Here is a 22,600-nt window from a genome sequence, read left to right on the forward strand (position 1 = left end):
AAATTTCTACACCTTCAATTGATACTCCTTCATGAATCCATTTGGTCTATAAATCAAAACTAAGATAAGCCCCACGCCAATTATGATTATTCTTACTGCTGATAATTGATCAGAACCCAAACCAGGAATAATTTCTTTAAGGAAGCGAGAACCTTCTAACAAAATCATAATAAGGATTGAACCAAAAACAACGCCAAAATGCGATCCCTTGCCGCCAGCTATTACGGCCATAATTGCATATGCGATAACAATATTTGAAAATTGAGTTGGGTCAATATATTGATAGTAAAAGGAATGCATTGAACCTGCTAGACCTATCAGAAGACCACCGATAGCAAAAATTCTTGCTCTATTCCATAATAAATTTTTACCCAATGTAACTGCAACAACGTCATCCTCACGAATGGCGCGCATTGTTCTTCCAAATGCTGACTTTGCAAGAATATTTAAGAGAAAAATACATGTGAATAAAATTAGAATATATGCTGCCAAAAATACATAAATATAAATATCGGAAGGAATGATATTTGCAAGTGGTCTTGGAATGCCACTTAATCCAAGCGCCCCTCCAGTCAACCAGTCTTCATTTAACGCAATAAGACGAAACATTTCCCCAACGCCAAGTGTCACAATTGCAAAATAATCCTCTTCTGAAACTTTTAATGTGACTATCGATATGCATGCACATACTAGGGAGACTATCAACATCGAGAGGATAGTACTTTCAAAAAAGTTAAAATTTAATCTTAAAATGAATATTGCGCATGCGTAGGCACCTAAGGCATAAAGCCCTGCTAATCCAAAATTAATCATCCCACCCAATCCCCACTGAAAATTAAGTGCAAGGGCTAAGATTGCAGAAAAACAAATTACTGAACTCATTAATATTATAAAAGATAGCATTGTTTCTATTTCATTTTTTTATATTAGGTTTACCAAAAATGCCTTGTGGTCTAAATATCAGGATTAATGCTATTACCGCTAAAGGAATTCCAGTACGATAATTTGGCGGTATGACTAAAGTTGATAATTCGCCAACAACTCCAATAATTATCGAACCAAAAAAAGCACCTAATGGACTTCCAAGACCACCCAAAATAGCTGCAGCAAAAATTGCAATCAAGTAACTCGAACCCATTGGTGGTTCTATTGCCCTATCCATACCAATCAACACACCACCAGTAGTAAGAAGGATGCCAGATATAAACCAGGTCCATTTAATAATCATTGGGGTATCAATTCCTCTTACCAATGATAATGATTGATTATCTGAAACTGCCCGCATTGCCCTACCTATTGGCATATGTTTCAATAAAATATACATAAAAATCATGGCAATCGTGGAAACAATTATTGTAATAATTTGCTCGCGGTTCATTCTAATATCCATAAAAAAGAATGGCCTAGCGAGTTCAATTGCAAAACTTTTTGCATTATTACCATACATCAAACGTGCAATGTTTTCTAAAACAAAACTCAATCCTAAAGAACAAACCATTAAAGTAATTGAGCTACTTCCTCTGAGTTTTGCAAATGTCAATTGATCAATTAAAATTAAAAGAAAACCAAAAATTATTGCTGTAATAATTGATGAAATGACAAGAGGAATGCCAAATAAAACATTGAATGTAAAAACAATATAGGCTGCAAGAGTCAGCATTGAGCCTACTGCAAAATTAGGAAATCTTAATACCCCAAATAACAATGTAATTGCTAGTGCTGGAAGAGTAATAACAATACCAGTTATAAAACCATTGAAAATTATTTGTAACAAGTTACACATTTCCTAAATAAAGTGAATTGAGATCACCTGATTGCAGCAGGCTTTTTGGATCAGAAATAAATTTAACATTACCATTAGTCATTACGATGCATTTATCAGATATTTGCAAAGCCTCAATTGCATTTTGTTCAACCATGAAGATGGTTACTCCTAACTCATTAACTTTCTTTACGGCTAAAAAAATATCGCCCATATATTTTGGAGATAGACCTGCGGAGGGCTCATCTAGAAGTAAAATTTCTGGTTTATATGCAAGAGCACAAGCGAACGCAACCATCTGTCTTTGACCTCCAGATAGATTTCCAGCCAAGACATCAAATTTAGAAGTCAATTCTGGAAATAATTGCAATAATTCATTATCAATAATCTGTTTTTTCTTTTTTTTTGTACGCCCCATGAATTCATTTGCTAACTGGAGGTTTTCTTTGACTGTCATATTTCTAAAAACGTTATATTCCTGAGGTACATATGACACACCTAATTTAATCCTTTGAGGACTTGTGTAGCTTGCAATTGATTTCCCGTTTATGTATATTTCACCAGATGATGGCTTCAAAAGTCCAGCAAGTGTTTTTATCAGTGTCGATTTACCAGAACCATTTGGGCCGATTACAGTCATAACCTTCCCTTTTTCTAGATCAAAACTTATACCCTTCAAGATATCACCTGAGCCATATCCTGCTTTTAGATTATTAGATGAAAAGAAAGAATTCAATGAATCGAAGCCTTTCCAAGGTATGCCTTCATTACCTCTTCATTGGCAATAACCTCTTTATATGTTCCTGAGGTTAGGTTTTTTCCCTCTGCAAGAACATAAATTCTTTGACATAGTTTTGCGATCATTTCCATGTCATGTTCAATAATCACAAAAGTAATACCATTTTGTCTTAAATTTTCAATAACCTCTATAAGAATGCTACACATTGGAGGGCTTACGCCGGCAGTGGGCTCATCAAGCAAAATCAACTTTGGATTAGTCATTAAAGCTCTAGCAATTTCTAATAATTTTTTTTGCCCTCCTGATAAGTTTTTTGCACTCAAGTTTATGTGATCGGATAAGCCAATACTATTTATTAGTTCTTTGGCCTTGGATATTGATTTATTCTGAAATATTTTTACTTCAGCAGGTTTAAGAAAATTTTTCCATAATGTATCTCCAGGATTATTTAAGTCTGCTAATAACATATTTTCTAAAACAGTTAACTCCCCTAGCTCTCTTGAGATTTGGAAGGTGCGAATGACTCCGTTCATAACAAGCTGGTCTGGTCTAAGTCCCGTTATTTTAGTATTGTTAAAATTAACATGACCACCATCTGGTTTAATTAGTCCTCCAAGAATATTAAATAGTGTTGATTTTCCTGCCCCATTTGGTCCAATGATCCCTGTAATTTGATTGGCTAAGATTGAAAGATTGCAATTACTAAGAGCATAAAACTCTCCAAATTTTTTTGTGATTCCTTTAATCTCAAGCAATTTTTTTCCAATTATTTCTGATTATTTAATTTAATCAGTATCTATCATTGATCAGAAAAGAAAATGGATTTTTTCAATGATTAGCTATCAAATTTATTCATCTATTTTTTTATTTAGAGAAGAATTATTGTTTTATTAGGATTAACCCTAGTACTACCCTCTGTAATTAGCAATTTTTGCTCTAGCCCGTAACTTAAAATTTCTTAGGGGACTTACAAAAGTCAAGCCTTTACTAATGCTTAATTAATTCATTCTGAGTTTACTAGAAAATTATTACTGAGCGAATAGATTGCCCAGCAAGCATTAAATCAAATCCTTCATTAATTTTTTCCAGAGGCATTGTATGGGTTATTAAGTCATCAATATTAAGCTTGCCCTCCATATACCAATCTACAATTTTTGGAACATCTGTTCTCCCTCTTGCCCCCCCAAAAGCTGAGCCCTCCCACTTTCGCCCTGTTACCAACTGAAATGGTCTTGTGCTAATTTCCGCACCTGCCTCAGCTACTCCAATAATGATGCAACGGCCCCAGCCTTTATGGGTGCACTCGAGAGCCTCACGCATCACTTTAATATTCCCAATGCACTCAAAACTATAATCAACGCCCCCATCTGTTAATTGCACTATGCTATCAACAGTATTCTCAACTGTTTTTGGATTAATAAAGTCGGTCATCCCAAATTTACGTGCCATTTTTTCTCTTAATGGATTTATATCCACGCCAATGATCTTATTAGCGCCGACCATTTTTGCACCTTGAATCACATTTAAACCAATCCCTCCGAGACCAAAAACTACTACATTAGCCCCTGGTTCAACCTTGGCTGTAAATAGCACAGCCCCAATTCCGGTGGTTACCCCGCAGCCGATGTAACAGGCCTTATCAAATGGGGCATCATCTCGGATTTTAGCTAACGCAATTTCTGGTACTACAGTGAAATTACTAAAAGTTGAAGTGCCCATGTAATGAAATATAGGTTTTCCATTAATGCTAAAACGACTGGATTTATCTGGCATCAATCCTTTGCCCTGCGTTGATCTAATAGCCTGGCATAGATTTGTTTTACGAGAAAGACAAAATTTACACTGACGACATTCAGGTGTGTACAAGGGAATAACATGGTCACCTTTTTTAACTGAAGTTACGCCAATCCCTACCTCAACAACGATTCCAGCTCCTTCATGACCTAAAATAGCAGGGAAAATTCCCTCTGAATCCGCTCCTGATAAAGTGTACTGATCGGTATGGCAAATACCAGATGCTTTGATTTCAACTAAAACCTCTCCTGCTCTTGGACTCTCTAAGTCAACTGTTTCTATTACTAGGGGTTTGCCAGCCTCAAAGGCAACAGCTGCTCTCGTTTTCATAAGAAATATCCTAAATTTTATTTAATATGTTTTATTATTAAAGGGTTAAAGCAATTTTTGAAGTACCAAATTTTTTGTTTACATTCTTTTTTTTATCATTAAAAATTTTACTTACTTCAGTTCCTACTGCTGCAACTGCTTTTGCTATTGGATTTGGTGAATTTCCGATATATACAGCACATGCTTCAATAGGTTGCGGTTCCTTTTCTAACTTAATTATCACTAAGGATCCATCTGCGAATTCATCTGGATAGCATGACATAGGAATTAATGAAATACCAACCCCAGCTTTAACCAAAATTGCTATTGCGGTCATTGAATTGCATTCAATAATTGACTTTGAATGTATTTTATTCTCACGCATCCACTTTTGCATAAAAGTAAAATGAAATGAATTTTTATTCAAAATAATCAAGGGCTGATCTTTAAATATTTCTAAAGTCAGTTTTTTATTATTCAATTGAGGCCCTATTACCCAATCAAAAGTCACGTTACCAAGACTCTCCATCTCATACACTGAACTTGGGGCACGACCTATGGTGAAGATTAAATCTAGTTCACCATTTGCCATTTTTTGATTTAACTCATTTGCCAATCCAACTGATAGCTCCAACCGAATCAAGGGGAATTTAACCCGTAAATGCTTAATAAATTCAGGCAGCCAAGTTAAGGCAACTACTTCGATGACGCCTACGCGAATTAGTCCACTTAGGGCCGCCTTTGGCATCAATATTTCTTGCATTTCAGAGGTTAATTCAATTAATTGCCTAACATAAGGTACTAATTCCTTACCTTTTGAAGTTAGTTTTGCAGTTCTTTGAGTTCGATCAAAAAGTTTAACCCCTAAGGACTCTTCTAATTCATGAATACGCATCGATACAGTAGATTGGGTAGCAAAAACCTTATCGGCTGCAGCGCTAAAGCTCCCAAGCCGTTCAATCCAATAGAAAGTTTCTAGCTGCTTAATATTCATTTCTGCCCCTATGGAACTCAATATATCGGTTTTTTTGATCTTAAGTAAATTAATTTACCTGCTGCATTGCAACATGATTTGACTTTTTATCCTTACATCAAGAAATTGGTTGCCATCATATAAAAGTTTATTTGGATTCAAATCAAGTTTTCTTAAGTAATAGAGTCAATTAAATTCGTTTTTATTTAGCGGTTGTAAGAGATAAAATTCAAATTACGGTATCTAGCCATCCATACCACCCAAATTCTTAAAACCATACATTGAAAAAGAGGGGGCAGTATTAACACGGAAGAGAGAAGCCATAAGCTTAAGGTCAAACTAACGGCCATCACCAAGGTTGGTGATGATATATATAGCTTCACGTTTCATCCTCTAGGCAATGTTAAGCTACCCACCTTTACAAGTGGCTCCCATATTGATCTCCACATAAATGCTGAACTAATTAGGCAATATTCACTGTGTAATAATTCTCTCGAAACTGAGTTTTATCAAATCACCGTTCAAATTGAAGCAAATGGCAAAGGGGGGTCAAAAACACTTTATCAGGACGCGAAGATTAATCAAATCTATGAAATTAGCGCTCCGCGTAACCATTTTCCCTTAAATCTAGACGCGAAAAAACATTTGTTAATTGCTGGCGGAATTGGCATTACCCCACTTCTTGCAATGGCCTCGGAATTAAAAATGAGAGGGGCAGATTTTCATCTACATTATTGCGCCAGAAATCAAAATAAAACTATTCAATCCAATGAATTAATGGAACTCATAAACTATGGAAAGGCAACTATCTATCATGACAATGGCGACCCATCAAATGGTATTGACCTAAAAAAAACTATAAGAAATTATGAGGAAGGTAGGCATTTATATTTTTGTGGGCCGACTGGATTTATGGCGGCTATTAAAAATGAAATAAAAGATTGGCCTCTAGACCATATTCATTACGAACATTTTTCTGCAGTATCTCAAGAACAAAATTTAGGAAAAAATTTAAACACAGAATTTCTTATAAGTCTTAATCGCAGTAAATTAAAATTTAAAGTTGAGGCAAATGAGTCAATTATTGATTCATTAAGAAAAAATAATTTTTTCATTGAGTCCTCGTGCGAAGAAGGTTATTGCGGAACATGTTTAACTCGCTATCTAGGTGGCGAACCAGACCATAGAGACACTGTATTAAATGAGAAGGATAAAAAAGACTTTATCTTAATTTGTTGCTCCCGATCTAATTCACCAGAATTAGTTCTAGATCTTTAGTAATTTTATTTTCTGAAAGGCTATAACAATGGAAACAAAAATAATAACAATTGAAACACAAAAATATCCAAAAGATTGTTGGTATGTAGCTGGAATGTCCGATGAATTTGAAAAAGAGGAGCTTAAAAATCGTGTTATTGCAGGTAGCAGTATTGTAGTTTGGCGAACAAAGGACGGTAAGGTAGTTGCCTTTGATAATCGCTGCTGTCATAAACGTTTCCCACTCTCTGAAGGTAGGCTATTAGATAATGGCTTTCTTGAATGCGCATATCATGGACTTTGCTATGATGATTCTGGTAAGTGCGTAAAGATTCCATCGGTACCAGATAAGCCCATTCCTGAAAGAGCAAAACTTCGCCCCGTTAAAGTAATTGAACAAGATAATTTGGTTTGGGTTTGGGTGGGAAATCCTGAAAGAGCGCACTTATTTATGCCCCCTAGGACACCAGAAATTGCTGATAAAGAGTGGGCTACTGTCCATTCAGAAGTAATAAGGGTGCCTGCAAATTTCCTGCTAATCATTGAAAACTTATTAGACATCACACATTTCTACCCACTGCATGAAGGCAATATTGGTGATTATGCCAACAGCCTACTGCCGATTGATATTGAAGAAGGTGAGGAAGGTGGATACCAATATGTAAGAACCGTTAGAAATGCTAAAAACTACAAGCAACCTCCTTTCTTTATCGATTGGTTTCATTTTGATAATGTAGATAGAAGCCATACGCATTGTATGGTCACTCCAGCACTTACTCGAGTAGAGCTTAAAATTGGTCCAACTGGTCAGTTTGGTTCGGGGCTTGGAGGTGGCGGCAAGGACCGTGGTTATATTCTATTCCACACTCACACTCCAATTGACAACGTACAAAGTGATTGGCGGTGGTATGTTTGCTGCCCTGCCGACCATAAATCATTAGGAGATCCGACTAAGCGAACCGTTGACCGAATCGCCGAAATGTTTCCTAGTGTAGTGGATGAAGACAAATGGGCCTTAGAGCGTCAGCAGAAAATGATTGATCTCCCAGATGAAGGATATACAGAACTTTTCCTACACTCAGATACTGGATTGAGAAGGGCTCGGCAAATTATTTCCCAAATGATCAGGGAAGAAAAGCAATCATCAATTAAAGCGGCTTAATCTGAAAAGTAAAAAATCCTGAAATGACGCCTCATTAGCAATTAAAAAAAAATTTATAGATTTTAGAGTTTGTACAAATTGCTAATGGGCTATTTTAAGGATTTATTTTAGTCACCAAGGGAAACGCTACCTGCTTTGCACCATTAATTAATCACCCAGTGTGATTAAAGATGTATAGAATGTATTTAGTATATCTCGTTGAGCGATCTTAGCTTAATACTAAGACTACCGCCCCCTAAGCTTTCGTTTAATGCCAAAGGCATTGGTATTAGTAAATCAATTCGTTCCGCTGTTAATTTCTAAACTAATTAAAGGAGATATATATGAATATCAATATCCATCCAGTAGTTGATGCTGGGGAAAAAAAAGGACCTGATAGTTTTTCAGGCGGAACATTACGATGCAAATGTTCTTCAAGTCCTGTTGAGGTCAAAATTGAAAGTCAGGTTGCATTTAATCATGCCTGTGGATGTACTAAATGCTGGAAGCCATCCGGTGCCTTATTTTCTGTAGTTGGTGTTGTACCAAAAGAAAAGGTTAGTATTACTGCCCACCCTGAGAAGCTACAAGTAATAGATGATAGAGCCTTAATACAGCGCCATGCTTGCAGCACGTGCGGAACCCATTTATACGGACGCATTGAGAATAAAGAGCATGCATTCTATGGCTTAGACTTTATTCATACGGAGTTATCCAAGGAAGAGGGTTGGCATAGCCCGCTATTTGCTGCATTTGTATCTTCTATCATTGAAAGCGGCACTCCCCCATCTAAAATGGATGATGTTCGTAAATCGCTGAAGGATAAAGGTCTTGAGGTTTATGATTGCTTAAGCCCAGTACTAATGGATCTCTTGGCAACGCATGCAGCAAAAGCAAAAGGTACTTACAAAGATTCTTAAATGCAAATTATAGAGTCACATGCCTCATGTGGAGGAAGACAAGAGGTATGGAAACATTATGCGGAAACGCTCAAATGCGAAATGCGATTCGGGATCTACCTTCCTGAGTATGTGCTTCGTGGAGAGCGTCGTCCTGTGCTGTATTGGCTTTCCGGCTTAACTTGCACAGAGCAAAACTTTATTACAAAGGCTGGAGCTCAGAAATTTGCAGCTAAACATCAATTAATAGTTGTATCCCTTGATACTAGCCCTAGGGGAGACACTGTTCCTGACGAGGATATCTACTGTCTTGGGCAGGGTGCAAGTTTTTATATAAACTCAACTGCCTCTCCGTGGGCTGAGCATTTTCAAATGCAAGATTATGTCTCAGTGGAGTTGCCAGCATTAATTGAGAGTTTTTTTCCAGCAAGTAACAGAAGAAGTGTATTTGGACACTCCATGGGCGGACATGGGGCGCTTATAACGGCGTTACGTAATCCAGGAAGATATAAAAGTGTCTCTGCATTCTCGCCAATAGTGGCGCCCACTCAAGTGCCTTGGGGTAAAAAAGCCTTTTATGCTTATCTTGGCATGGACTCTGAGTCCTGGAAAGAGTGGGATGCTGTTGAATTAGTCGGAAAAGCCGCTGAGAGATTGCCTTTATTGATTGATCAGGGAGGAGCTGATGAGTTTCTGGCTGAGCAGTTAAGGCCAGAGCTATTGACCGCAGTCTGCAATGCGATAGATTTTCCGATTGAGTTAAAGATTCACTCTGCTTATGACCATAGCTATTACTTTATAGCCAGTTTTATTGGGAGGCATTTCCTACATCATGCTGTTGCACTCTCGAAGTAATTCTTTGGTCGTAGACCTAAATTGAAAGCAGTTCACTTTTTATTGATAACTTTATAAATATTGGGAGAGTCACATGAGTAGAGTTAGGACAATCACTAAAAATGAGGTTCCACTCGACCTGCAGGAAATTTATAGTAAATTTTCTGATGGTTACAGCTCGTTTAGAAATCAAATTGGGGTTTTGGCGCACGTTCCATCGGCTTTAAATCATATTCCTTCTATGCTGCTGGAACTTAGAGAAACTCAAAATATACCCTTTCGCTACGTTGAATTAGCAATTGTTACCGTTTCAAAATTAAATGAATGTCAATATTGTATAGGCCATCATAAGCCTCTCCTGTCTGTTGAAGGTCTATCATCCTCAGGTATCGATAGTATTCTTGACTACAAGAATCATCCTGAACTCACAGATGTGGATAAACTTGTTATTGAATACTCTATTGGCGTTACTAATGCCCCTCAAAAAATAAAAGATACACTTTTTAATGAATTAAAAATACACTTTACTGAATCTCAAATTGTCGAACTGACCTTAAGGATATGTTTGTGTGGGTTTTTCAATAGATTTAATGATAGTTTACAGATTGAGTCTGAATTATAAGTGTGCAAATTATGACTAGTCATCAGTATGAATTTATCCCTCTAGACGGAATTCGTGTGATTGAGATCTGCAACGTCGCAGCAGGACCTTATTGCTCATTACTATTAGCCGATCTTGGTGCGGATGTCATCAAAATAGAAAATCCAGGTTCTGGCGATACCTTGCGAGCTTGGCCGCCCCACACAGGACCTGAAGATGATCGCTTAAGCGAAAACTTTGCTTCCTTAAATCGTAATAAACGCTCTATTACTTTGGATTTAAAAAACCCAGTCGATAACGCAAAGGCAAAAGCATTAATTAAGAGTGCTGATGTCTTAATCGAAAACAATCGACCTGGGGTCATGAAACGACTCGGTCTAGACTTTGAATCTACGAACCTTCTTAACCCAAGATTAATTTATTGCTCTATCTCTGCGTATGGACAAAGCGGCCCACGCGCCAATGAAGGTGGATTTGACGTCACAATTCAGGCCATGAGTGGCATTATGAGTGTGACCGGGGTACCTGACGGGGCTCCCGTGAAATGTGGTGTGCCTGTTGCAGACTTTACAGCAGGATTATATGGTGCGATGAGCATTTGTGCACAATTGCGCACTGTTGCTCAGACTGGTAAAGGTGTTCATATTGACGTACCCATGATGGGCACCTCATTAGCAATTGCCGCCTTGCAAACTTCTGAATACTTTGGCATTGGTAAAGATCCTGTCAAGCTGGGTTCTGCCCACCCTCGTAATGCGCCATATCAAGCCTTTAAAGCAAAAGACGATTATTTGGTGATGGCAGCCGGTACGCAAGCCTTATGGGAAAGCGTTTGTCAAATCCTAAAAAGTCCTGAACTTCTTAATGACATACGTTTTGCGAGTACGGCGTTGCGTGCAAAAAATCAACTCGTTCTAAAAGATTTGATTGAAGCCATTTTACAAACCGATCCAGCCGCATATTGGATTATCCGGTTTAGTCAAGCCGGTGTGCCATGTTGCCCTATTAATCAATACTCCGTAGTTTTAAATGATCCGCAAACTATTGCGATGGGATGGGTTCAGCCCATGGTGATGGCCAATGGACAAACGACTAAAACTGTAATTAATCCAATTAAATTTAATGGTGCAACCGCGCCGATCAAGCGCAGACCGCCGCGTTTGGGTGAGCATAATTCTGAGATCGTGGATGATATTTTGAACTTACCTGATTTTTAGTACCACCCCAGAAGAGAGCATTTTTGATACTCTTCATCATAGGAATTAAAACTCTTCTTTATGCAATTTCATTGAATTCAGATATAGAAACTCTCGCAAGCCAAATTACATTTTCTATTCAAAGTTAGACATTAGAAACAAATCTCATCGAGGACAGCGGATGACTCATGCTTAAGTAAGTTTGCAAACTTGGGCAAACAGGAATATTTCTTATTGCTGATACCAGCTTTAATAGCCAGATTTTTAATTTCATGATACTTACTCGCTTAAATAAAACATCATGCTGGTAATCTATGACAATGACGTGACATTCTGAATCCATATAAAAAGTGCTAACCTAGCCTTATAGGAATATTTATGACAAATATAGAAATCCTCGGTAGACCCCAATACCGTTCACGTAAGCTCCAAGAAGAGAAGGAACAGAATCAAGCTACTCGTAAAGAATCAAAGAAAAGACCAACAGACCCTGACCTTGAATACGAACGGGACGAGAAAGACTGGTGGTGGTGTGACGATATATGACTGAGAGACTGCAGAATAAAGTCAGACCTCCTAAAAAGACTCTGACCGAGCTACTCAATGACAAGTCAGTCGTCACAGGTCGGGACGTGGTTCAACGCATCAACGACAAGGAAAAGTTGCGTAAGCAGTTTGAAGAGGCAGTGGAGTTTGAGATCAGGAATAGTCGTCATAGGAAATGATCAAACTATGAGCAAACTTACTTCTAATCTTCGTACAGCCTACTAGCATAATTGTGCAATGGACTAAAGCAGCCCCACTGCCACTGCATCCGCTTGTAATACTTGAGAATTTTGGCCTGCCCAGCACGATTCGAACGTGCGACCTACGCCTTAGAAGAATTCGTGGCTGCTCAAAAGGCTAACAATTTCAATAGCTTAGGTCAAAAAACATCGACTGTGTAACGAACTGTGCAATGGGTTTTGTTGGGATATCCATACTTTGCTTTATCAGCAACACATCATAGTGGCAGCAATCGTATTTCTCTGCGTCCTTTTTTTGAACGAACCACAAAGCATTAAAAATCAATGCGATTACCTGTAGGCCTGATAAACAGATGACGCGCCGTTTAGGCTAATTACCAAAACATCATACGGATCTTTCTTCCCTTTGTATTCTGGTCCATCCATGCCAGGAGATCCCAAAGGCATTGCTGGAACAGTTAACCCTAATACTTTTGGTTTTTCTGCCAGTAAACGCTTAATTTCACGGGCAGGAACATGTCCCTCAATTACGTAACCATTGATTTGAGCGGTATGGCATGAGCCAAACTGAACTGGCATCCCCAACTTTTGGCGCATTTCAGTATTGCCACTTTCAACAACCTTTACAACAAAACCATTTTTTTCTAAATAAGCCGCCCAATCTTTACAACAACCGCATTTGGGGCCGCGCCACATCGTAATTTGAAGCTTTTCACTAGATGCATATCCGGCGACCGGAAGCAAGGCCAATCCAAGCAGCAATAACCTGCGAGGGATACTTATCGACTGCCTATTTTTCACTTTTAAAGTCCTCATTAAGGTCGCCATTAATTACTCTTGCGTATCTCTTTTGCAAAATACTTTTTATCGCGTATCTCAGCAATAAACTCGATTTTTTCATTCACGCTGAAATCTTGTAATTGAGCTGGATTATCTACCTGAAATACCATCGACATTTCAGGCATATCCAAGCTTTTAATCTCTTGATGGCGGATGGTTACTTTTTTGGCATTGATATCAATACGGCGAATCTCGCCCTTTGTCCATTCCGCAGCACCTGCTGAAAAGCTCAATCCCAAAATAAGACTTAATAAAAGGTTCTTCATTATTTCACCTCAATTTTTCCGATCATCCCTGCCTGGTAGTGTCCTGCCATAAGGCACGCAAAATCAAAATTGCCTTTGCGATTAAATTTCCAAATAATTTCTCCTGTTTTACCTGGGGATACGTGTGCCATATAGGGTTCATCATGCTCCATATTGGGGTTTTTTAACATGAGCTCAGCATGTTTATCCAGTATGGGCTTCGTCCCGATAACCATCTCATGCATCACTTTTCCATCGTTCTTTACCTCGAAGCGAATGGTCTCTCCCAGGCGTACATCGAGTTTTTCGGGCGAAAACCGCATCTTATCTGTCATCTTGATAACAATGGTTCTGCTTACTTCTTTTTTATTGGCGCCGATGCCCCACTCTTCCTGAATAAAGTTGGCTGGTTGGTTCGGCTTTTTAGCATGCTGCTCACTATGAGCAAAGCTGAATTGGGCTAATGTTAGGCCTATAGCAGCTAGTATTATTTTGGTTTTCATATGGGATTTCCTCTAGTGTTTATGTTGTGAATTTGAGGCTGGTTTTTTTACTTGAACCTCTATTTCAGGCTGCGGATGTACCCGATTCATGGAAGAATTACCTGCTGAATTACTTCGGTTTTCTGCTGGCTTATTACCCTTCCATTCGAATGCCTGGGTTCCAGGTGGCTGCTTAAACCACCCGCTATTTTTGTAGTCGTTGTGCGGCTGATTTTTACGCACTTTTACGACACTGAACATTCCACCCATTTCAACTGATCCATAAGGGCCGTCACCCGTCATCATTGGAATTGTGTTGTCTGGAAGTGGCATTTCCATCTCAGTCATGTCCGCCATACCGCGCTCCCCCATCACCATGTAATCAGGTATCAGTTTTTTTATCTTCCCAGCCATGCCGCGGTGATCTACCCCAATCAAATTAGCCATATCGTGACCCATGGCATTCATGGTGTGATGGCTTTTATGGCAATGAAAGGCCCAATCCCCTTCTTCGTCTGCCAAAAATTCAATCTGGCGCATTTGGCCTACGGCAACATCAGCTGTCACTTCGTACCACCGGTTAGCCTTTGGTGTTGGCCCACCATCGGTTCCAGTAATCTGAAATTCATGGCCATGCAAATGAATCGGGTGGTTAGTCATGGTCAGATTACCAACCCGGATGCGTACTTTATCGTTGTAACGTACATTCAAGGTATCAATTCCAGGAAATACACGGCTATTCCAAGACCAAATATTAAAGTCCAGCATGGTCATGGGGTTTGGCGTGAAACTACCCGGATCAATATCGTATGAGCTCAGTAAAAAGCAAAAATCCCGATTCGCCACATCAATATTGGGATTTTTCTCCTTGGGATGCGTTACCCAAAAACCCATCATACCCATTGCCATTTGTGTCATTTCATCGGCATGCGGATGGTACATAAAGGTGCCTGGTCGGCGGGCCGTAAATTCGTAAACAAAGGTTTTGCCTGCCGGAATAGCAGGTTGATTAAGCCCTGCTACCCCATCCATGCCATTCGGTAATCGCTGCCCATGCCAATGAATGGAGGTGTGCTCTGGTAATTTATTGGTCACAAAAATGCGTACCTTATCACCCTCAACGACCTCGATTGTAGGTCCAGGCGACTGTCCGTTATACCCCCAGAGGTGGGCCTTGAACCCCGGGGCCATTTCTCGGACCACCGGCTCAGCAATTAGATGAAACTCTTTCACTCCGTTATTCATACGCCAAGGCAATGTCCAGCCATTGAGCGTGACAACAGGGTTGTAATTGCGACCATTTTTTGGAAAAAGTGGATCTTGGGTATTGGGGCTTGCCTGAATGACTGGCTCAGGCAGGCCAGCTAGTGCGTGACGGCTTACGCTGGCAGATGCCATTGTCACTGCCGCTCCAGCTAAAAAAGCTCTACGTGTATTCATGATTTATCTCGCATTAATATTTGAAAAGTCCATCTGCGCATCAATCAGCGCTTTTTCGAGGCGTGCCGATTGAATCAATAAGGCTGCATTGGCATCGATGTAGTGCATGACTGCTTTGCTTTGATCTTCTGCGTCTTCTAATAAATGAAACACATCAATCAGCATGGCGTTGTATCGCAACAGTTTTTCTTCAGAAATTTTCTTTTGATTGGGTAATATCTCGTTCTTATATTTCAAAGCTGCTTGGTGACGATTGAGATAGGCTTGGTATGCAATACGGGCGTTTGAGCGAACCTGCACCGAAGCAGGATTATTGATGGTGCCTAAATCGATCGCTTTACGCTCTCTGTCCGTCAATTGCCTAGAAACATTGGGTGGATTTGACAATCGCTCCTCAACTTCAAACTGGCTTTCACTCACATCAAAATTCATGCGTTGTAAGAAGCGCTCCCGAGTCTCGTCGTATTTTGTCTGCAGGGCTTTGAATTCAAGCTGTTTCTTATACAGCTCATTTTGCTGTTTCAGTTGATTTAATTGATTGGTATTGCCAACCTTAAACATTCGGTTTGTTAATTCTGAGGCTGCAGCCACAGCATCCAATACATTTTCCATGTAGGCCAGCTTCTCTTTAAGCAATACAAGCTCGTAATAGGCTTTCGTTATTTCGTATGCAATGGTGTAGCGTTGTTGCAGAGCCGATCGTTGGGCTGAACTCAAAATCGAGAAATTAGATATGGACTCTGATCCAGGCAGGTAATTGGTCCAATCCAGCTGATTACGCCATGCACGATCCACTGCCTGTTTTAAGGTCAAATTTACCTTTGGCGCAGGCGAGCCAGGGACGGCCTTCTCTTTGGCGTATTTACGCCATCCTCCAATATCGCCAACCAGTTTATTTTGCTCAATCCAAACGGGATCCGCATTGGCTTGAAACGCTGCCACAGCAAGTAGTACAAGAAAAATATGTTTCATTTAATTCTCCAATCAAAATCAAACCCAAAATGTGGGCGGACTTATGCTAGGGGAACTAAAGAATGGGTGGCTTAATTAAGCTAGAAAAATTAGCGCTGATCCAGGTTTTATCAGCGGATGACGGAACTTGGTGCAGGTGGTCACTCAAATCCAATTCAGTTGGTATTTGAATAAGGCCAATTGCCATGCACAGGGTACAAGAACTGCAACCCGAGTCATCTTTTGAGTTCTGTGCCTGCTCATGCTCGGAATGCTGTTCGACATTTTGGTGACAAGCATGCATAGGCACACTAACTAACGATTGCGAATGCTGATTTGCAGATTGCTCTAACTGTAAACCCATACTCGTAATTGCCCAAGACTGAACTGGAACAAATACGATTAGGGCCATAAGGATCAGTTTTTTCAACATAATCTAACTATATTACTTTTTTCTTGGAATTGCTGTTGTGTACCTAATATAGGAGAATTAATAAGATGGCCTGGATCATTACAAAGTACTTAATTACTGCGGGTTTAGTGGTCTTTATCACGGAAATGGCTAAACGTAGCGATAAGTTGGGCGGCTTTATTGCAGCCCTACCCCTCATTACTTTGCTGACTTTGATATGGCTTTATGTTGAAAAACAGTCTGATGAGAAGATTGCAAATCATGCCTATTACACATTTTGGTATGTGATTCCAACGCTACCGATGTTCCTGTTATTTCCATACTTACTTCCTAAATTAGGTTTTTGGGTAACGCTTGGCGTGTGTGCAATGATGACGGCAGTCCTGTTCTGGCTATTTGCGCTACTGATGCAACACGTAGGTATTCGATTGATGTAAAGGATTTGCATGCCTCGTCAAATAAATGTAGCTAAATCTTAGTTTACCCTCAGCCCTAACATTCAATAGTCGGGTCAAACCGACACTAGATCTTCAGGTTCAAAATTCTATCTAGCTCACCCAATAATGTCGGTTTACCCGACAAAACTACTTACCACCCAGTTGCCCATAGTCAACCAGGATCACCCTACGCTAGACCAAGGCCACCCTCACGTTACTTAAGCTTGAGCCATGATCAGATCAATCGATCACAATCCTCCAGCCTACTTTTAAATGAACTACTGAATTTGGCCTGCCCAGCACGATTCGAACGTGCGACCTACGCCTTAGAAGGGCGTTGCTCTATCCAGCTGAGCTATGGGCAGATGGACTTCTTGGATTTTAACGGAATGCTAGAGCCTTGGGAGTTTGGGATAGGTCTTTAAACTCCTGTTATAAATACACTGTTTATAACGTTTAATGATTTTCTGGAGACCGTATGAAGATGCTCAAAGCCTGGTTAGCTGTCCTTGGGTTAGCCTTTTCCCTTAATGCCTTTGCCCAATACCCTGCTGCTGGGGGTGATGATAAATACCAGCCCAGATTGGGCCAAGAAGGTAAGGATGTGATCTGGATGCCTACAGGTGGTGAGTTGGTCACCCTAATGCTCAAGACCGCCAAGGTTGCTCCTAATGATCTGGTCTACGACCTTGGTGCTGGCGATGGCAAGATTGCCATCGCGGCTGCTAAAGAATTTGGTGCCCGTTCGATTGGTATTGAGTTCAACCCCGATATGGCGGCGTTTGCTCAGCGCAATGCGGTTCGTGCTGGCGTAGGCGATCGTGTCAAGATTATTAATGGCGATATCTTTAAAGAAGATTTTAGTAAGGCAACCGTTGTTACTCTTTATCTTCTCCCCGACCTTAATCTGAAATTACGCCCTATTCTTTTAAAGATGAAACCAGGTACTCGCGTGGTTTCTCATGCGTTCACTATGGGTGACTGGGAAGCCGATCAAGAAATTGAGGCTGGTCAGAGAGGTTATTTCTGGATTGTTCCTGCCAATGTTGCGGGTGACTGGGTTATCGACGGTATTGAGACCCAAAACAAGGTTGTCCTTAACTTAGTGCAGCGCTATCAACGCATTGGTGGCAGCCTAACGGTAGGTGGCAAGGCTCAACCTATTCTCAATCCAAGTCTTGAGGGTGACAAACTCAGTTTTGGCTACATTGATCGCAATAACAATTTGCATAATGTCAAATTGACTGTCAATGGTTCCCAATTAAAAGGGGAAGGCAAAGGCGGCTACCTCACCAATAGCATCACCGGTAACCGTCGCTAATATTGGATGTCGAGTTCTCAGGGCGCTAGCTCTAGCGCCTCTCCTCTTCGTTTGCTCAGCCCCTTAGGGGCTGTTGCCATTATTGTTGGCATCGTTATTGGTGCTGGTATCTTCAAGACCCCTGCCATGGTGGCCGGCATTACCGGTGACGTTGGTTGGGCCATCACGATTTGGGTTGCTGGTGCACTCATCTCATTAATGGGTGCGCTTTGCTATGCCGAGCTTGCAACTCTCTACCCTCATGCAGGCGGTGATTACCATTTCTTAACTCGAGCCTATGGCAAGAATGTGTCGTTCTTATATGGTTGGGCTAAGGCAATGGTGATTAATACTGGCTCGATTGCTCTCTTGGCATTCGTGTTTGGCGACTACATGAGTAAGGTCTTGCCACTAGGTGCCAACTCCACCATTTATTGGGCATTTCTTATTGTCATTACGCTCACTCTCATCAATCTGATTGGGATACATGCATCGGCAGGGATACAAACAATCTTAACCATTCTGGAGGTATGCGGTCTTCTTGCCATCATCATTGCAGGCTTTGGTATTTTTGGTAATCCACTTCCTGCAGTTAATAACCCGCCTCTGTTCTCTAGCAACCCGCAACTTGGTATGTTGGGATTGGGAATGGTATTTGTCTTACTCACCTTTGGGGGTTGGAATGAGTCTGCCTATATCTCGGCGGAGCTCAAAGGTACTAGCAAGACCATCGTGAGTGTGATTGTGATTAGTCTCCTTGTAATTACCGTCATCTACCTTCTGGTCAATCTAGCACTGATTAATGGCTTAGGATTAAAAGCTTTAGCGAGTAGCAAAGCAGCGCCTGCCGATTTATTGGGTCTTGCCTTTGGTCCGCTGGGCGAGAAATTACTCGGCCTCTTTGTGGCAGTAGCTGCTCTTACTAGCATTAACGCCACGATGATTGTGGGGGCTAGAACCAATTTCGCTATGGGTGAAGATTGGAAGGGTCTGAGCAAAATGGGTCGTTGGGAATCCTCGCGCGGTTCACCAAGCTTTGCGTTTTTAGTCCAAGGTGTGATTAGTCTTGCATTAGTTGGTTTTGGAGCTTTGCAGAGCGATGGGTTTGAAGCCATGGTGGAATTTACTGCTCCCGTGTTCTGGATCTTTTTGTTCTTGGTTGGGGTCGGCTTATTTATCCTACGGTTCAAAGATCGTACTTTACGCCCATTCAGCGTACCACTCTACCCCATTACCCCTCTCATCTTTTGTGCATCCTGCGCTTATCTTGCTTACTCGAGCATTACCTACGCCCATAGCAAAGGTGCAGCTGCGATCTCCCTCTATGTGATGATCGCCGGCCTTATTGCTCTTCTTATTCTTCGACTTCGTAAAGTGTCCTAGGTCATTAAACTGACATCTTGCTCAGTACACTAGGGCTTTACTCGATGTCTATGGTTTATCTTATTCGTCCCTTGAAGCTATTGGTGATACTCGTGGCGCTTAGCTGCGTATCACTGCCGACTATGGCATTTGAGCCTCTCAATACCGATGATGCCGGCACAATTGGGAAGAACGTTAATCAGATCGAGCAATACTTTTATTTCTTGCATAACAATGTGGCAGGAAATCCAGGCGGGGCAGCAACCCCTGGTGAAGAATTTAGAGGTATTGGGAATGCAAAGGCATTTCCGCTTACTTATACCTATGGCTTGAGTGAGAGTACTGAGATGTCTCTCGCCACAACGTATTACTCTACTCCGCGTGGCTCTTACGCCCCCTTTGCAAATAACATCCTGGGCCTCAAATGGCGATTCATGGGAGATGGTGGCTCAGGTCTTGGAATGGCCATCAAGCCTATGATTACATTACCAGCCAGTACCTCACAGCAAGTGCAAGGTTTGGGCTTAGCCAAAACAAACTATGAACTGAATTACATCCTCTCCTATTACTGGGACTCATTTCAGGTGCATACCAATATTAGTTATGCCCGTAATCCTTACAACAAAAACTATCCATCAGTGGTAGCTACGCACCCTATCAAACTAATCTAGTCTCTGGCTCGATTGCACCAGTGTGGATTGTGAGCACCTGGCTCAAATTAGCCTTGGATATTGGTAGCTCGATTGATACTTCGCCAAATTCAGGGGCTGTCAATGACTACGGGATGGTGGCGGCAATATTCTCCATTAACAAGAATATCGATATCGGTCTATCGTATTTACAGAGTGGCACAACCCCAAGCAATGCAGTGAGTGGCAAAGGTATCACGTCTGATCGCAGCGAAATTGGTGTTACCTGGAGATTTTGAGTAAGGTCAGCATTTAAGCCTCAACACCACGATCTGTTAATCTCGGAGGTGGTTATTAAATGCCGCCATTGTTATTGATGAACACCTCATACGATTCTCCCCATCCATCTCGTAGCTCAGTAAGTCCTGGTAGTGCTTCTCTCTTAATCGTCTTTGCCGAACTCCTGGGTACATCCCTGTGGTTCTCGATGAATAGCGTTGCCGATGATCTGATGGCGGCCTGGGAAATTAACTTAGCCGGCATTGGATTATTAACCAATGCAGTGCAACTCGGCTTTGTGGCAGGCACTTTGCTATTTGCATTTAGCGGTATTGCAGATCGCTTTAGGCCCAGTCGTATATTTTCCTTGTGCGCCCTATTGGGTGCCTTATTTAACGCTCTCTTTGCGCTATATGCCGATAGCATTCTGATGGGTTCGCTGCTCCGGTTTTTAGTGGGAGTATGTTTAGCAGGTATTTATCCCGTTGGCATGAAACTCATCATTACCTGGGACCCCGAGAAAGCCTCTCAGCGCTTAGCCCAACTTGTGGGCATGCTCATATTGGGTACTGCCCTTCCTCATGCAACGCGTTACTTCGGGGTTGATTGGCCTTGGCAATCTGTCATTTTGTTTTCATCCTTACTGGCGGTGCTTGCCATGGTCCTTATCTTTTGGCTAGGCGATGGTCCTCATTTAAAAATAAGTGCTCAATCCAAGATCAAACCCATTAGCATTCGTACAATTTTTGCAATCCCGGCCTATCGGAGTTCAGCCCTAGGCTATTTTGGTCACATGTGGGAGGTCTATGCATTTTGGGCCTTGGTACCAGTCTTAGTCGCAACCACCCATCACATTAGTAATCCAATAGAGTTATCAGGTTTTGCATTCTTGGTGATCGCAATGGGCACAGTTGGCTGTCTAATCGGCGGGCAACTGAGTAAGTCCATTAGCAGCTCGCGTGTAGCTAGTTATGCACTAGGGCTATCTGGTTTGTGCTGCTTACTCTATCCATGGGTCAAGGATGTGCCTCTTTTGTTGCAACTCATGTTCTGGGCAATCTGGGGTATGAGTGCAGCTGCTGACTCCCCACAACTATCTGCGATCTCTGCAAAGTCCTGTCCACCTGAGTTCGTGGGTACTGCCCTAACCATTCAGAATGCGATTGGCTTTGGTATCACCATGATCTCAATACAGCTGTGTACGGTATTAATGCCGTATCTCAATCACTATATTAGTTGGGTGCTGTTACCCGGGCCCATTTTGGGACTGCTACTACTAAACCGGGTGAGAAGATCTAAATAGATCTAGATTCTGATTGATCAAGACCTTGGTATATCAAAAGTGGTCGGAGTACAAGGATTCGAACCTTGGACCCCCTGCTCCCAAAGCAGGTGCGCTACCAGGCTGCGCTACACTCCGACGGACCCTTATTATAGCCTGAATAGCGTATAGAAGCTCCCTCCACAATAGGGGGCTTGACAGCTCCTGTACCATAAGGCTTATGTCGTTCATTGCTAACTCCCGCGCAACCCTTCGCCCACTAAGGCTCTGGGTCTGGCTTGGCTTTTTGCTACTAAGCCTGGTTACCACCCAATGGCTTGGGCTACAACATAGCGTTGATCACCCCGCGAGTGGGCATGCTGTTCAATTAAAAGCAGAAAATACACACGATCGGTGTAACGATCAATCGCATTCATTCTTTGCGCTTTTGGGTCATGATGAGAGCTCCATTGACTGCCAGCTCTTTGATGCCCTGACCCTCGCCGGAATCATTACAGGCGGTCTTGTTACTTACTCAGTTCCCAATCTTTTTCATCAAAGTCTTTTTAGCATTACCTCTACACCGATTCAATCGGTATCGTATCGGCCCTATCAATCTCGTGCCCCTCCCTTCCTCATCCTTTAAACCCTCGGTGTCCTAGTGCGTGTGCACTAGGTGGTGTTTATTAATTCTTTTATCTAGTTTTACTA

The 22,600-nt window shown here is 41.3% G+C and carries 25 protein-coding genes, 2 tRNA genes and 1 pseudogene; 14 read left to right on the forward strand and 14 right to left on the reverse strand.

Going from position 1 to position 22,600, the window contains the following annotated elements; genetic code table 11:
- Nucleotides 1–6 precede the first annotated feature (6 nt).
- The 6 genes from NKE59_RS05895 to NKE59_RS05920 all read right to left on the reverse strand — a co-directional run bounded on the left by NKE59_RS05895 (nucleotide 7) and on the right by NKE59_RS05920 (nucleotide 5,598).
- The gene (locus tag NKE59_RS05895; RefSeq protein WP_353438044.1) at nucleotides 7–882 is read right to left on the reverse strand and encodes a branched-chain amino acid ABC transporter permease; all 876 of its coding nucleotides are present in this window, start codon (nucleotides 880–882) and stop codon (nucleotides 7–9) included.
- A gap of 31 nt (nucleotides 883–913) precedes the next feature.
- Nucleotides 914–1,774: a branched-chain amino acid ABC transporter permease gene (locus NKE59_RS05900; protein WP_353438046.1), complete on the reverse strand. Its 861-nt coding sequence runs from the start codon at nucleotides 1,772–1,774 to the stop codon at nucleotides 914–916.
- Nucleotide 1,775: 1 nt separating this feature from the next.
- A complete protein-coding gene (locus NKE59_RS05905) occupies nucleotides 1,776–2,498 on the reverse strand; it encodes an ABC transporter ATP-binding protein (protein ID WP_353438048.1) in 723 nt (240 codons plus the stop codon).
- Nucleotides 2,495–3,256 (reverse strand): ABC transporter ATP-binding protein, encoded by a 762-nt coding sequence (locus NKE59_RS05910; protein ID WP_353438050.1) that lies wholly within the window; start codon nucleotides 3,254–3,256, stop codon nucleotides 2,495–2,497. Before NKE59_RS05910 ends, NKE59_RS05905 begins: the two co-directional genes overlap by 4 nt.
- 262 nt (nucleotides 3,257–3,518) lie before the next feature.
- Nucleotides 3,519–4,625, reverse strand: coding sequence for an S-(hydroxymethyl)glutathione dehydrogenase/class III alcohol dehydrogenase (locus tag NKE59_RS05915; protein WP_353438052.1), 1,107 nt, complete (start codon nucleotides 4,623–4,625; stop codon nucleotides 3,519–3,521).
- A gap of 37 nt (nucleotides 4,626–4,662) precedes the next feature.
- Complete coding sequence (locus NKE59_RS05920) at nucleotides 4,663–5,598, reverse strand: LysR family transcriptional regulator (RefSeq protein WP_353438053.1); 936 nt, start codon at nucleotides 5,596–5,598, stop codon at nucleotides 4,663–4,665.
- A gap of 279 nt (nucleotides 5,599–5,877) precedes the next feature.
- Between NKE59_RS05920 and NKE59_RS05925 the strand changes: the two are divergent.
- The 7 genes and pseudogenes from NKE59_RS05925 to NKE59_RS05955 all read left to right on the forward strand — a co-directional run.
- Nucleotides 5,878–6,183 (forward strand): annotated as a pseudogene (locus NKE59_RS05925) (FAD-binding oxidoreductase); the annotation flags it as partial.
- 39 nt (nucleotides 6,184–6,222) lie between these two features.
- Nucleotides 6,223–6,855 carry an iron-sulfur cluster-binding domain-containing protein gene (locus NKE59_RS05930; RefSeq protein WP_353438055.1) on the forward strand — a complete coding sequence of 211 codons (633 nt, stop codon included), beginning with the start codon at nucleotides 6,223–6,225 and terminating at the stop codon, nucleotides 6,853–6,855.
- Between the two features lie 28 nt (nucleotides 6,856–6,883).
- Nucleotides 6,884–7,996: an aromatic ring-hydroxylating dioxygenase subunit alpha gene (locus NKE59_RS05935; protein ID WP_353438056.1), complete on the forward strand. Its 1,113-nt coding sequence runs from the start codon at nucleotides 6,884–6,886 to the stop codon at nucleotides 7,994–7,996.
- Between the two features lie 323 nt (nucleotides 7,997–8,319).
- Nucleotides 8,320–8,895 carry an S-(hydroxymethyl)glutathione synthase gene (gene gfa / locus NKE59_RS05940; protein WP_353438058.1) on the forward strand — a complete coding sequence of 192 codons (576 nt, stop codon included), beginning with the start codon at nucleotides 8,320–8,322 and terminating at the stop codon, nucleotides 8,893–8,895.
- Nucleotides 8,896–9,729: an S-formylglutathione hydrolase gene (gene fghA, locus NKE59_RS05945; protein WP_353438059.1), complete on the forward strand. Its 834-nt coding sequence runs from the start codon at nucleotides 8,896–8,898 to the stop codon at nucleotides 9,727–9,729.
- 73 nt (nucleotides 9,730–9,802) lie between these two features.
- Nucleotides 9,803–10,330 (forward strand): carboxymuconolactone decarboxylase family protein, encoded by a 528-nt coding sequence (locus NKE59_RS05950; protein WP_353438061.1) that lies wholly within the window; start codon nucleotides 9,803–9,805, stop codon nucleotides 10,328–10,330.
- Nucleotides 10,331–10,341: 11 nt separating this feature from the next.
- On the forward strand, nucleotides 10,342–11,526 hold the full coding sequence (locus NKE59_RS05955; protein ID WP_353438062.1) for a CoA transferase: 1,185 nt from the start codon (nucleotides 10,342–10,344) through the stop codon (nucleotides 11,524–11,526).
- 1,055 nt (nucleotides 11,527–12,581) lie between these two features.
- Here NKE59_RS05955 and NKE59_RS05960 read toward each other — a convergent pair.
- The 6 genes from NKE59_RS05960 to NKE59_RS05985 are packed head-to-tail and all read right to left on the reverse strand — an operon-like array spanning nucleotide 12,582 to nucleotide 16,642.
- Nucleotides 12,582–13,067 (reverse strand): DUF411 domain-containing protein, encoded by a 486-nt coding sequence (locus tag NKE59_RS05960; protein ID WP_353438063.1) that lies wholly within the window; start codon nucleotides 13,065–13,067, stop codon nucleotides 12,582–12,584.
- 11 nt (nucleotides 13,068–13,078) lie between these two features.
- Nucleotides 13,079–13,357: a copper-binding protein gene (locus tag NKE59_RS05965; RefSeq protein WP_353438065.1), complete on the reverse strand. Its 279-nt coding sequence runs from the start codon at nucleotides 13,355–13,357 to the stop codon at nucleotides 13,079–13,081.
- Nucleotides 13,357–13,839, reverse strand: a complete 483-nt coding sequence (locus NKE59_RS05970; RefSeq protein ID WP_353438066.1) for a cupredoxin family protein — start codon at nucleotides 13,837–13,839, stop codon at nucleotides 13,357–13,359. Before NKE59_RS05970 ends, NKE59_RS05965 begins: the two co-directional genes overlap by 1 nt.
- A gap of 12 nt (nucleotides 13,840–13,851) precedes the next feature.
- Nucleotides 13,852–15,258 carry a copper oxidase gene (locus NKE59_RS05975; RefSeq protein WP_353438068.1) on the reverse strand — a complete coding sequence of 469 codons (1,407 nt, stop codon included), beginning with the start codon at nucleotides 15,256–15,258 and terminating at the stop codon, nucleotides 13,852–13,854.
- 3 nt (nucleotides 15,259–15,261) lie between these two features.
- Nucleotides 15,262–16,230 (reverse strand): TolC family protein, encoded by a 969-nt coding sequence (locus NKE59_RS05980; RefSeq protein WP_353438070.1) that lies wholly within the window; start codon nucleotides 16,228–16,230, stop codon nucleotides 15,262–15,264.
- A gap of 55 nt (nucleotides 16,231–16,285) precedes the next feature.
- Nucleotides 16,286–16,642: a hypothetical protein gene (locus NKE59_RS05985; protein ID WP_353438071.1), complete on the reverse strand. Its 357-nt coding sequence runs from the start codon at nucleotides 16,640–16,642 to the stop codon at nucleotides 16,286–16,288.
- A gap of 65 nt (nucleotides 16,643–16,707) precedes the next feature.
- Between NKE59_RS05985 and NKE59_RS05990 the strand changes: the two genes are divergently transcribed.
- A complete protein-coding gene (locus NKE59_RS05990) occupies nucleotides 16,708–17,058 on the forward strand; it encodes a DUF3147 family protein (RefSeq protein ID WP_353438072.1) in 351 nt (116 codons plus the stop codon).
- 288 nt (nucleotides 17,059–17,346) lie between these two features.
- Here NKE59_RS05990 and NKE59_RS05995 read toward each other — a convergent pair.
- Nucleotides 17,347–17,423: transfer RNA gene (locus tag NKE59_RS05995), tRNA-Arg, on the reverse strand.
- A gap of 113 nt (nucleotides 17,424–17,536) precedes the next feature.
- Between NKE59_RS05995 and NKE59_RS06000 the strand changes: the two genes are divergently transcribed.
- From NKE59_RS06000 to NKE59_RS06020, 5 genes are all read left to right on the forward strand, one after another.
- Nucleotides 17,537–18,379 (forward strand): class I SAM-dependent methyltransferase, encoded by an 843-nt coding sequence (locus tag NKE59_RS06000; protein WP_353438074.1) that lies wholly within the window; start codon nucleotides 17,537–17,539, stop codon nucleotides 18,377–18,379.
- Nucleotides 18,380–18,385: 6 nt separating this feature from the next.
- Nucleotides 18,386–19,741, forward strand: coding sequence for an amino acid permease (locus NKE59_RS06005; protein WP_353438076.1), 1,356 nt, complete (start codon nucleotides 18,386–18,388; stop codon nucleotides 19,739–19,741).
- A gap of 122 nt (nucleotides 19,742–19,863) precedes the next feature.
- Entirely contained in the window at nucleotides 19,864–20,391 is a 528-nt protein-coding gene (locus NKE59_RS06010; RefSeq protein ID WP_353438077.1) for a hypothetical protein, read from the forward strand.
- Between the two features lie 29 nt (nucleotides 20,392–20,420).
- A complete protein-coding gene (locus NKE59_RS06015; RefSeq protein ID WP_353438079.1) occupies nucleotides 20,421–20,648 on the forward strand; it encodes a hypothetical protein in 228 nt (75 codons plus the stop codon).
- A gap of 59 nt (nucleotides 20,649–20,707) precedes the next feature.
- The gene (locus NKE59_RS06020) at nucleotides 20,708–21,931 is read left to right on the forward strand and encodes an MFS transporter (RefSeq protein ID WP_353438081.1); all 1,224 of its coding nucleotides are present in this window, start codon (nucleotides 20,708–20,710) and stop codon (nucleotides 21,929–21,931) included.
- Between the two features lie 40 nt (nucleotides 21,932–21,971).
- Here NKE59_RS06020 and NKE59_RS06025 read toward each other — a convergent pair.
- Nucleotides 21,972–22,048 (reverse strand) — tRNA-Pro (locus tag NKE59_RS06025).
- Between the two features lie 82 nt (nucleotides 22,049–22,130).
- Here NKE59_RS06025 and NKE59_RS06030 point away from each other — a divergent pair.
- Nucleotides 22,131–22,535: a hypothetical protein gene (locus NKE59_RS06030; protein ID WP_353438083.1), complete on the forward strand. Its 405-nt coding sequence runs from the start codon at nucleotides 22,131–22,133 to the stop codon at nucleotides 22,533–22,535.
- Nucleotides 22,536–22,600: the final 65 nt, after the last annotated feature.

The organism is Polynucleobacter sp. UK-FUSCHL-C3 (assembly GCF_040409815.1).
Classification (GTDB): domain Bacteria; phylum Pseudomonadota; class Gammaproteobacteria; order Burkholderiales; family Burkholderiaceae; genus Polynucleobacter.

Excerpts from the sequence above, each read along its gene's own strand:
- NKE59_RS05895 (WP_353438044.1), bottom strand. The coding sequence starts at position 882 with ATGAGTTCAGTAATTTGTTTTTCTGCAATCTTAGCCCTTGCACTTAAT.
- NKE59_RS05915 (WP_353438052.1), bottom strand. The coding sequence starts at position 4,625 with ATGAAAACGAGAGCAGCTGTTGCCTTTGAGGCTGGCAAACCCCTAGTA.
- NKE59_RS05920 (WP_353438053.1), bottom strand. The coding sequence starts at position 5,598 with ATGAATATTAAGCAGCTAGAAACTTTCTATTGGATTGAACGGCTTGGG.
- NKE59_RS05935 (WP_353438056.1), top strand. The coding sequence starts at position 6,884 with ATGGAAACAAAAATAATAACAATTGAAACACAAAAATATCCAAAAGAT.
- gfa (WP_353438058.1), top strand. The coding sequence starts at position 8,320 with ATGAATATCAATATCCATCCAGTAGTTGATGCTGGGGAAAAAAAAGGA.
- fghA (WP_353438059.1), top strand. The coding sequence starts at position 8,896 with ATGCAAATTATAGAGTCACATGCCTCATGTGGAGGAAGACAAGAGGTA.
- NKE59_RS05950 (WP_353438061.1), top strand. The coding sequence starts at position 9,803 with ATGAGTAGAGTTAGGACAATCACTAAAAATGAGGTTCCACTCGACCTG.
- NKE59_RS05955 (WP_353438062.1), top strand. The coding sequence starts at position 10,342 with ATGACTAGTCATCAGTATGAATTTATCCCTCTAGACGGAATTCGTGTG.
- NKE59_RS05960 (WP_353438063.1), bottom strand. The coding sequence starts at position 13,067 with ATGAGGACTTTAAAAGTGAAAAATAGGCAGTCGATAAGTATCCCTCGC.
- NKE59_RS05965 (WP_353438065.1), bottom strand. The coding sequence starts at position 13,357 with ATGAAGAACCTTTTATTAAGTCTTATTTTGGGATTGAGCTTTTCAGCA.
- NKE59_RS05970 (WP_353438066.1), bottom strand. The coding sequence starts at position 13,839 with ATGAAAACCAAAATAATACTAGCTGCTATAGGCCTAACATTAGCCCAA.
- NKE59_RS05975 (WP_353438068.1), bottom strand. The coding sequence starts at position 15,258 with ATGAATACACGTAGAGCTTTTTTAGCTGGAGCGGCAGTGACAATGGCA.
- NKE59_RS05980 (WP_353438070.1), bottom strand. The coding sequence starts at position 16,230 with ATGAAACATATTTTTCTTGTACTACTTGCTGTGGCAGCGTTTCAAGCC.
- NKE59_RS05985 (WP_353438071.1), bottom strand. The coding sequence starts at position 16,642 with ATGTTGAAAAAACTGATCCTTATGGCCCTAATCGTATTTGTTCCAGTT.
- NKE59_RS05990 (WP_353438072.1), top strand. The coding sequence starts at position 16,708 with ATGGCCTGGATCATTACAAAGTACTTAATTACTGCGGGTTTAGTGGTC.
- NKE59_RS06000 (WP_353438074.1), top strand. The coding sequence starts at position 17,537 with ATGAAGATGCTCAAAGCCTGGTTAGCTGTCCTTGGGTTAGCCTTTTCC.
- NKE59_RS06005 (WP_353438076.1), top strand. The coding sequence starts at position 18,386 with ATGTCGAGTTCTCAGGGCGCTAGCTCTAGCGCCTCTCCTCTTCGTTTG.
- NKE59_RS06010 (WP_353438077.1), top strand. The coding sequence starts at position 19,864 with ATGGCATTTGAGCCTCTCAATACCGATGATGCCGGCACAATTGGGAAG.
- NKE59_RS06020 (WP_353438081.1), top strand. The coding sequence starts at position 20,708 with ATGCCGCCATTGTTATTGATGAACACCTCATACGATTCTCCCCATCCA.
- NKE59_RS06030 (WP_353438083.1), top strand. The coding sequence starts at position 22,131 with ATGTCGTTCATTGCTAACTCCCGCGCAACCCTTCGCCCACTAAGGCTC.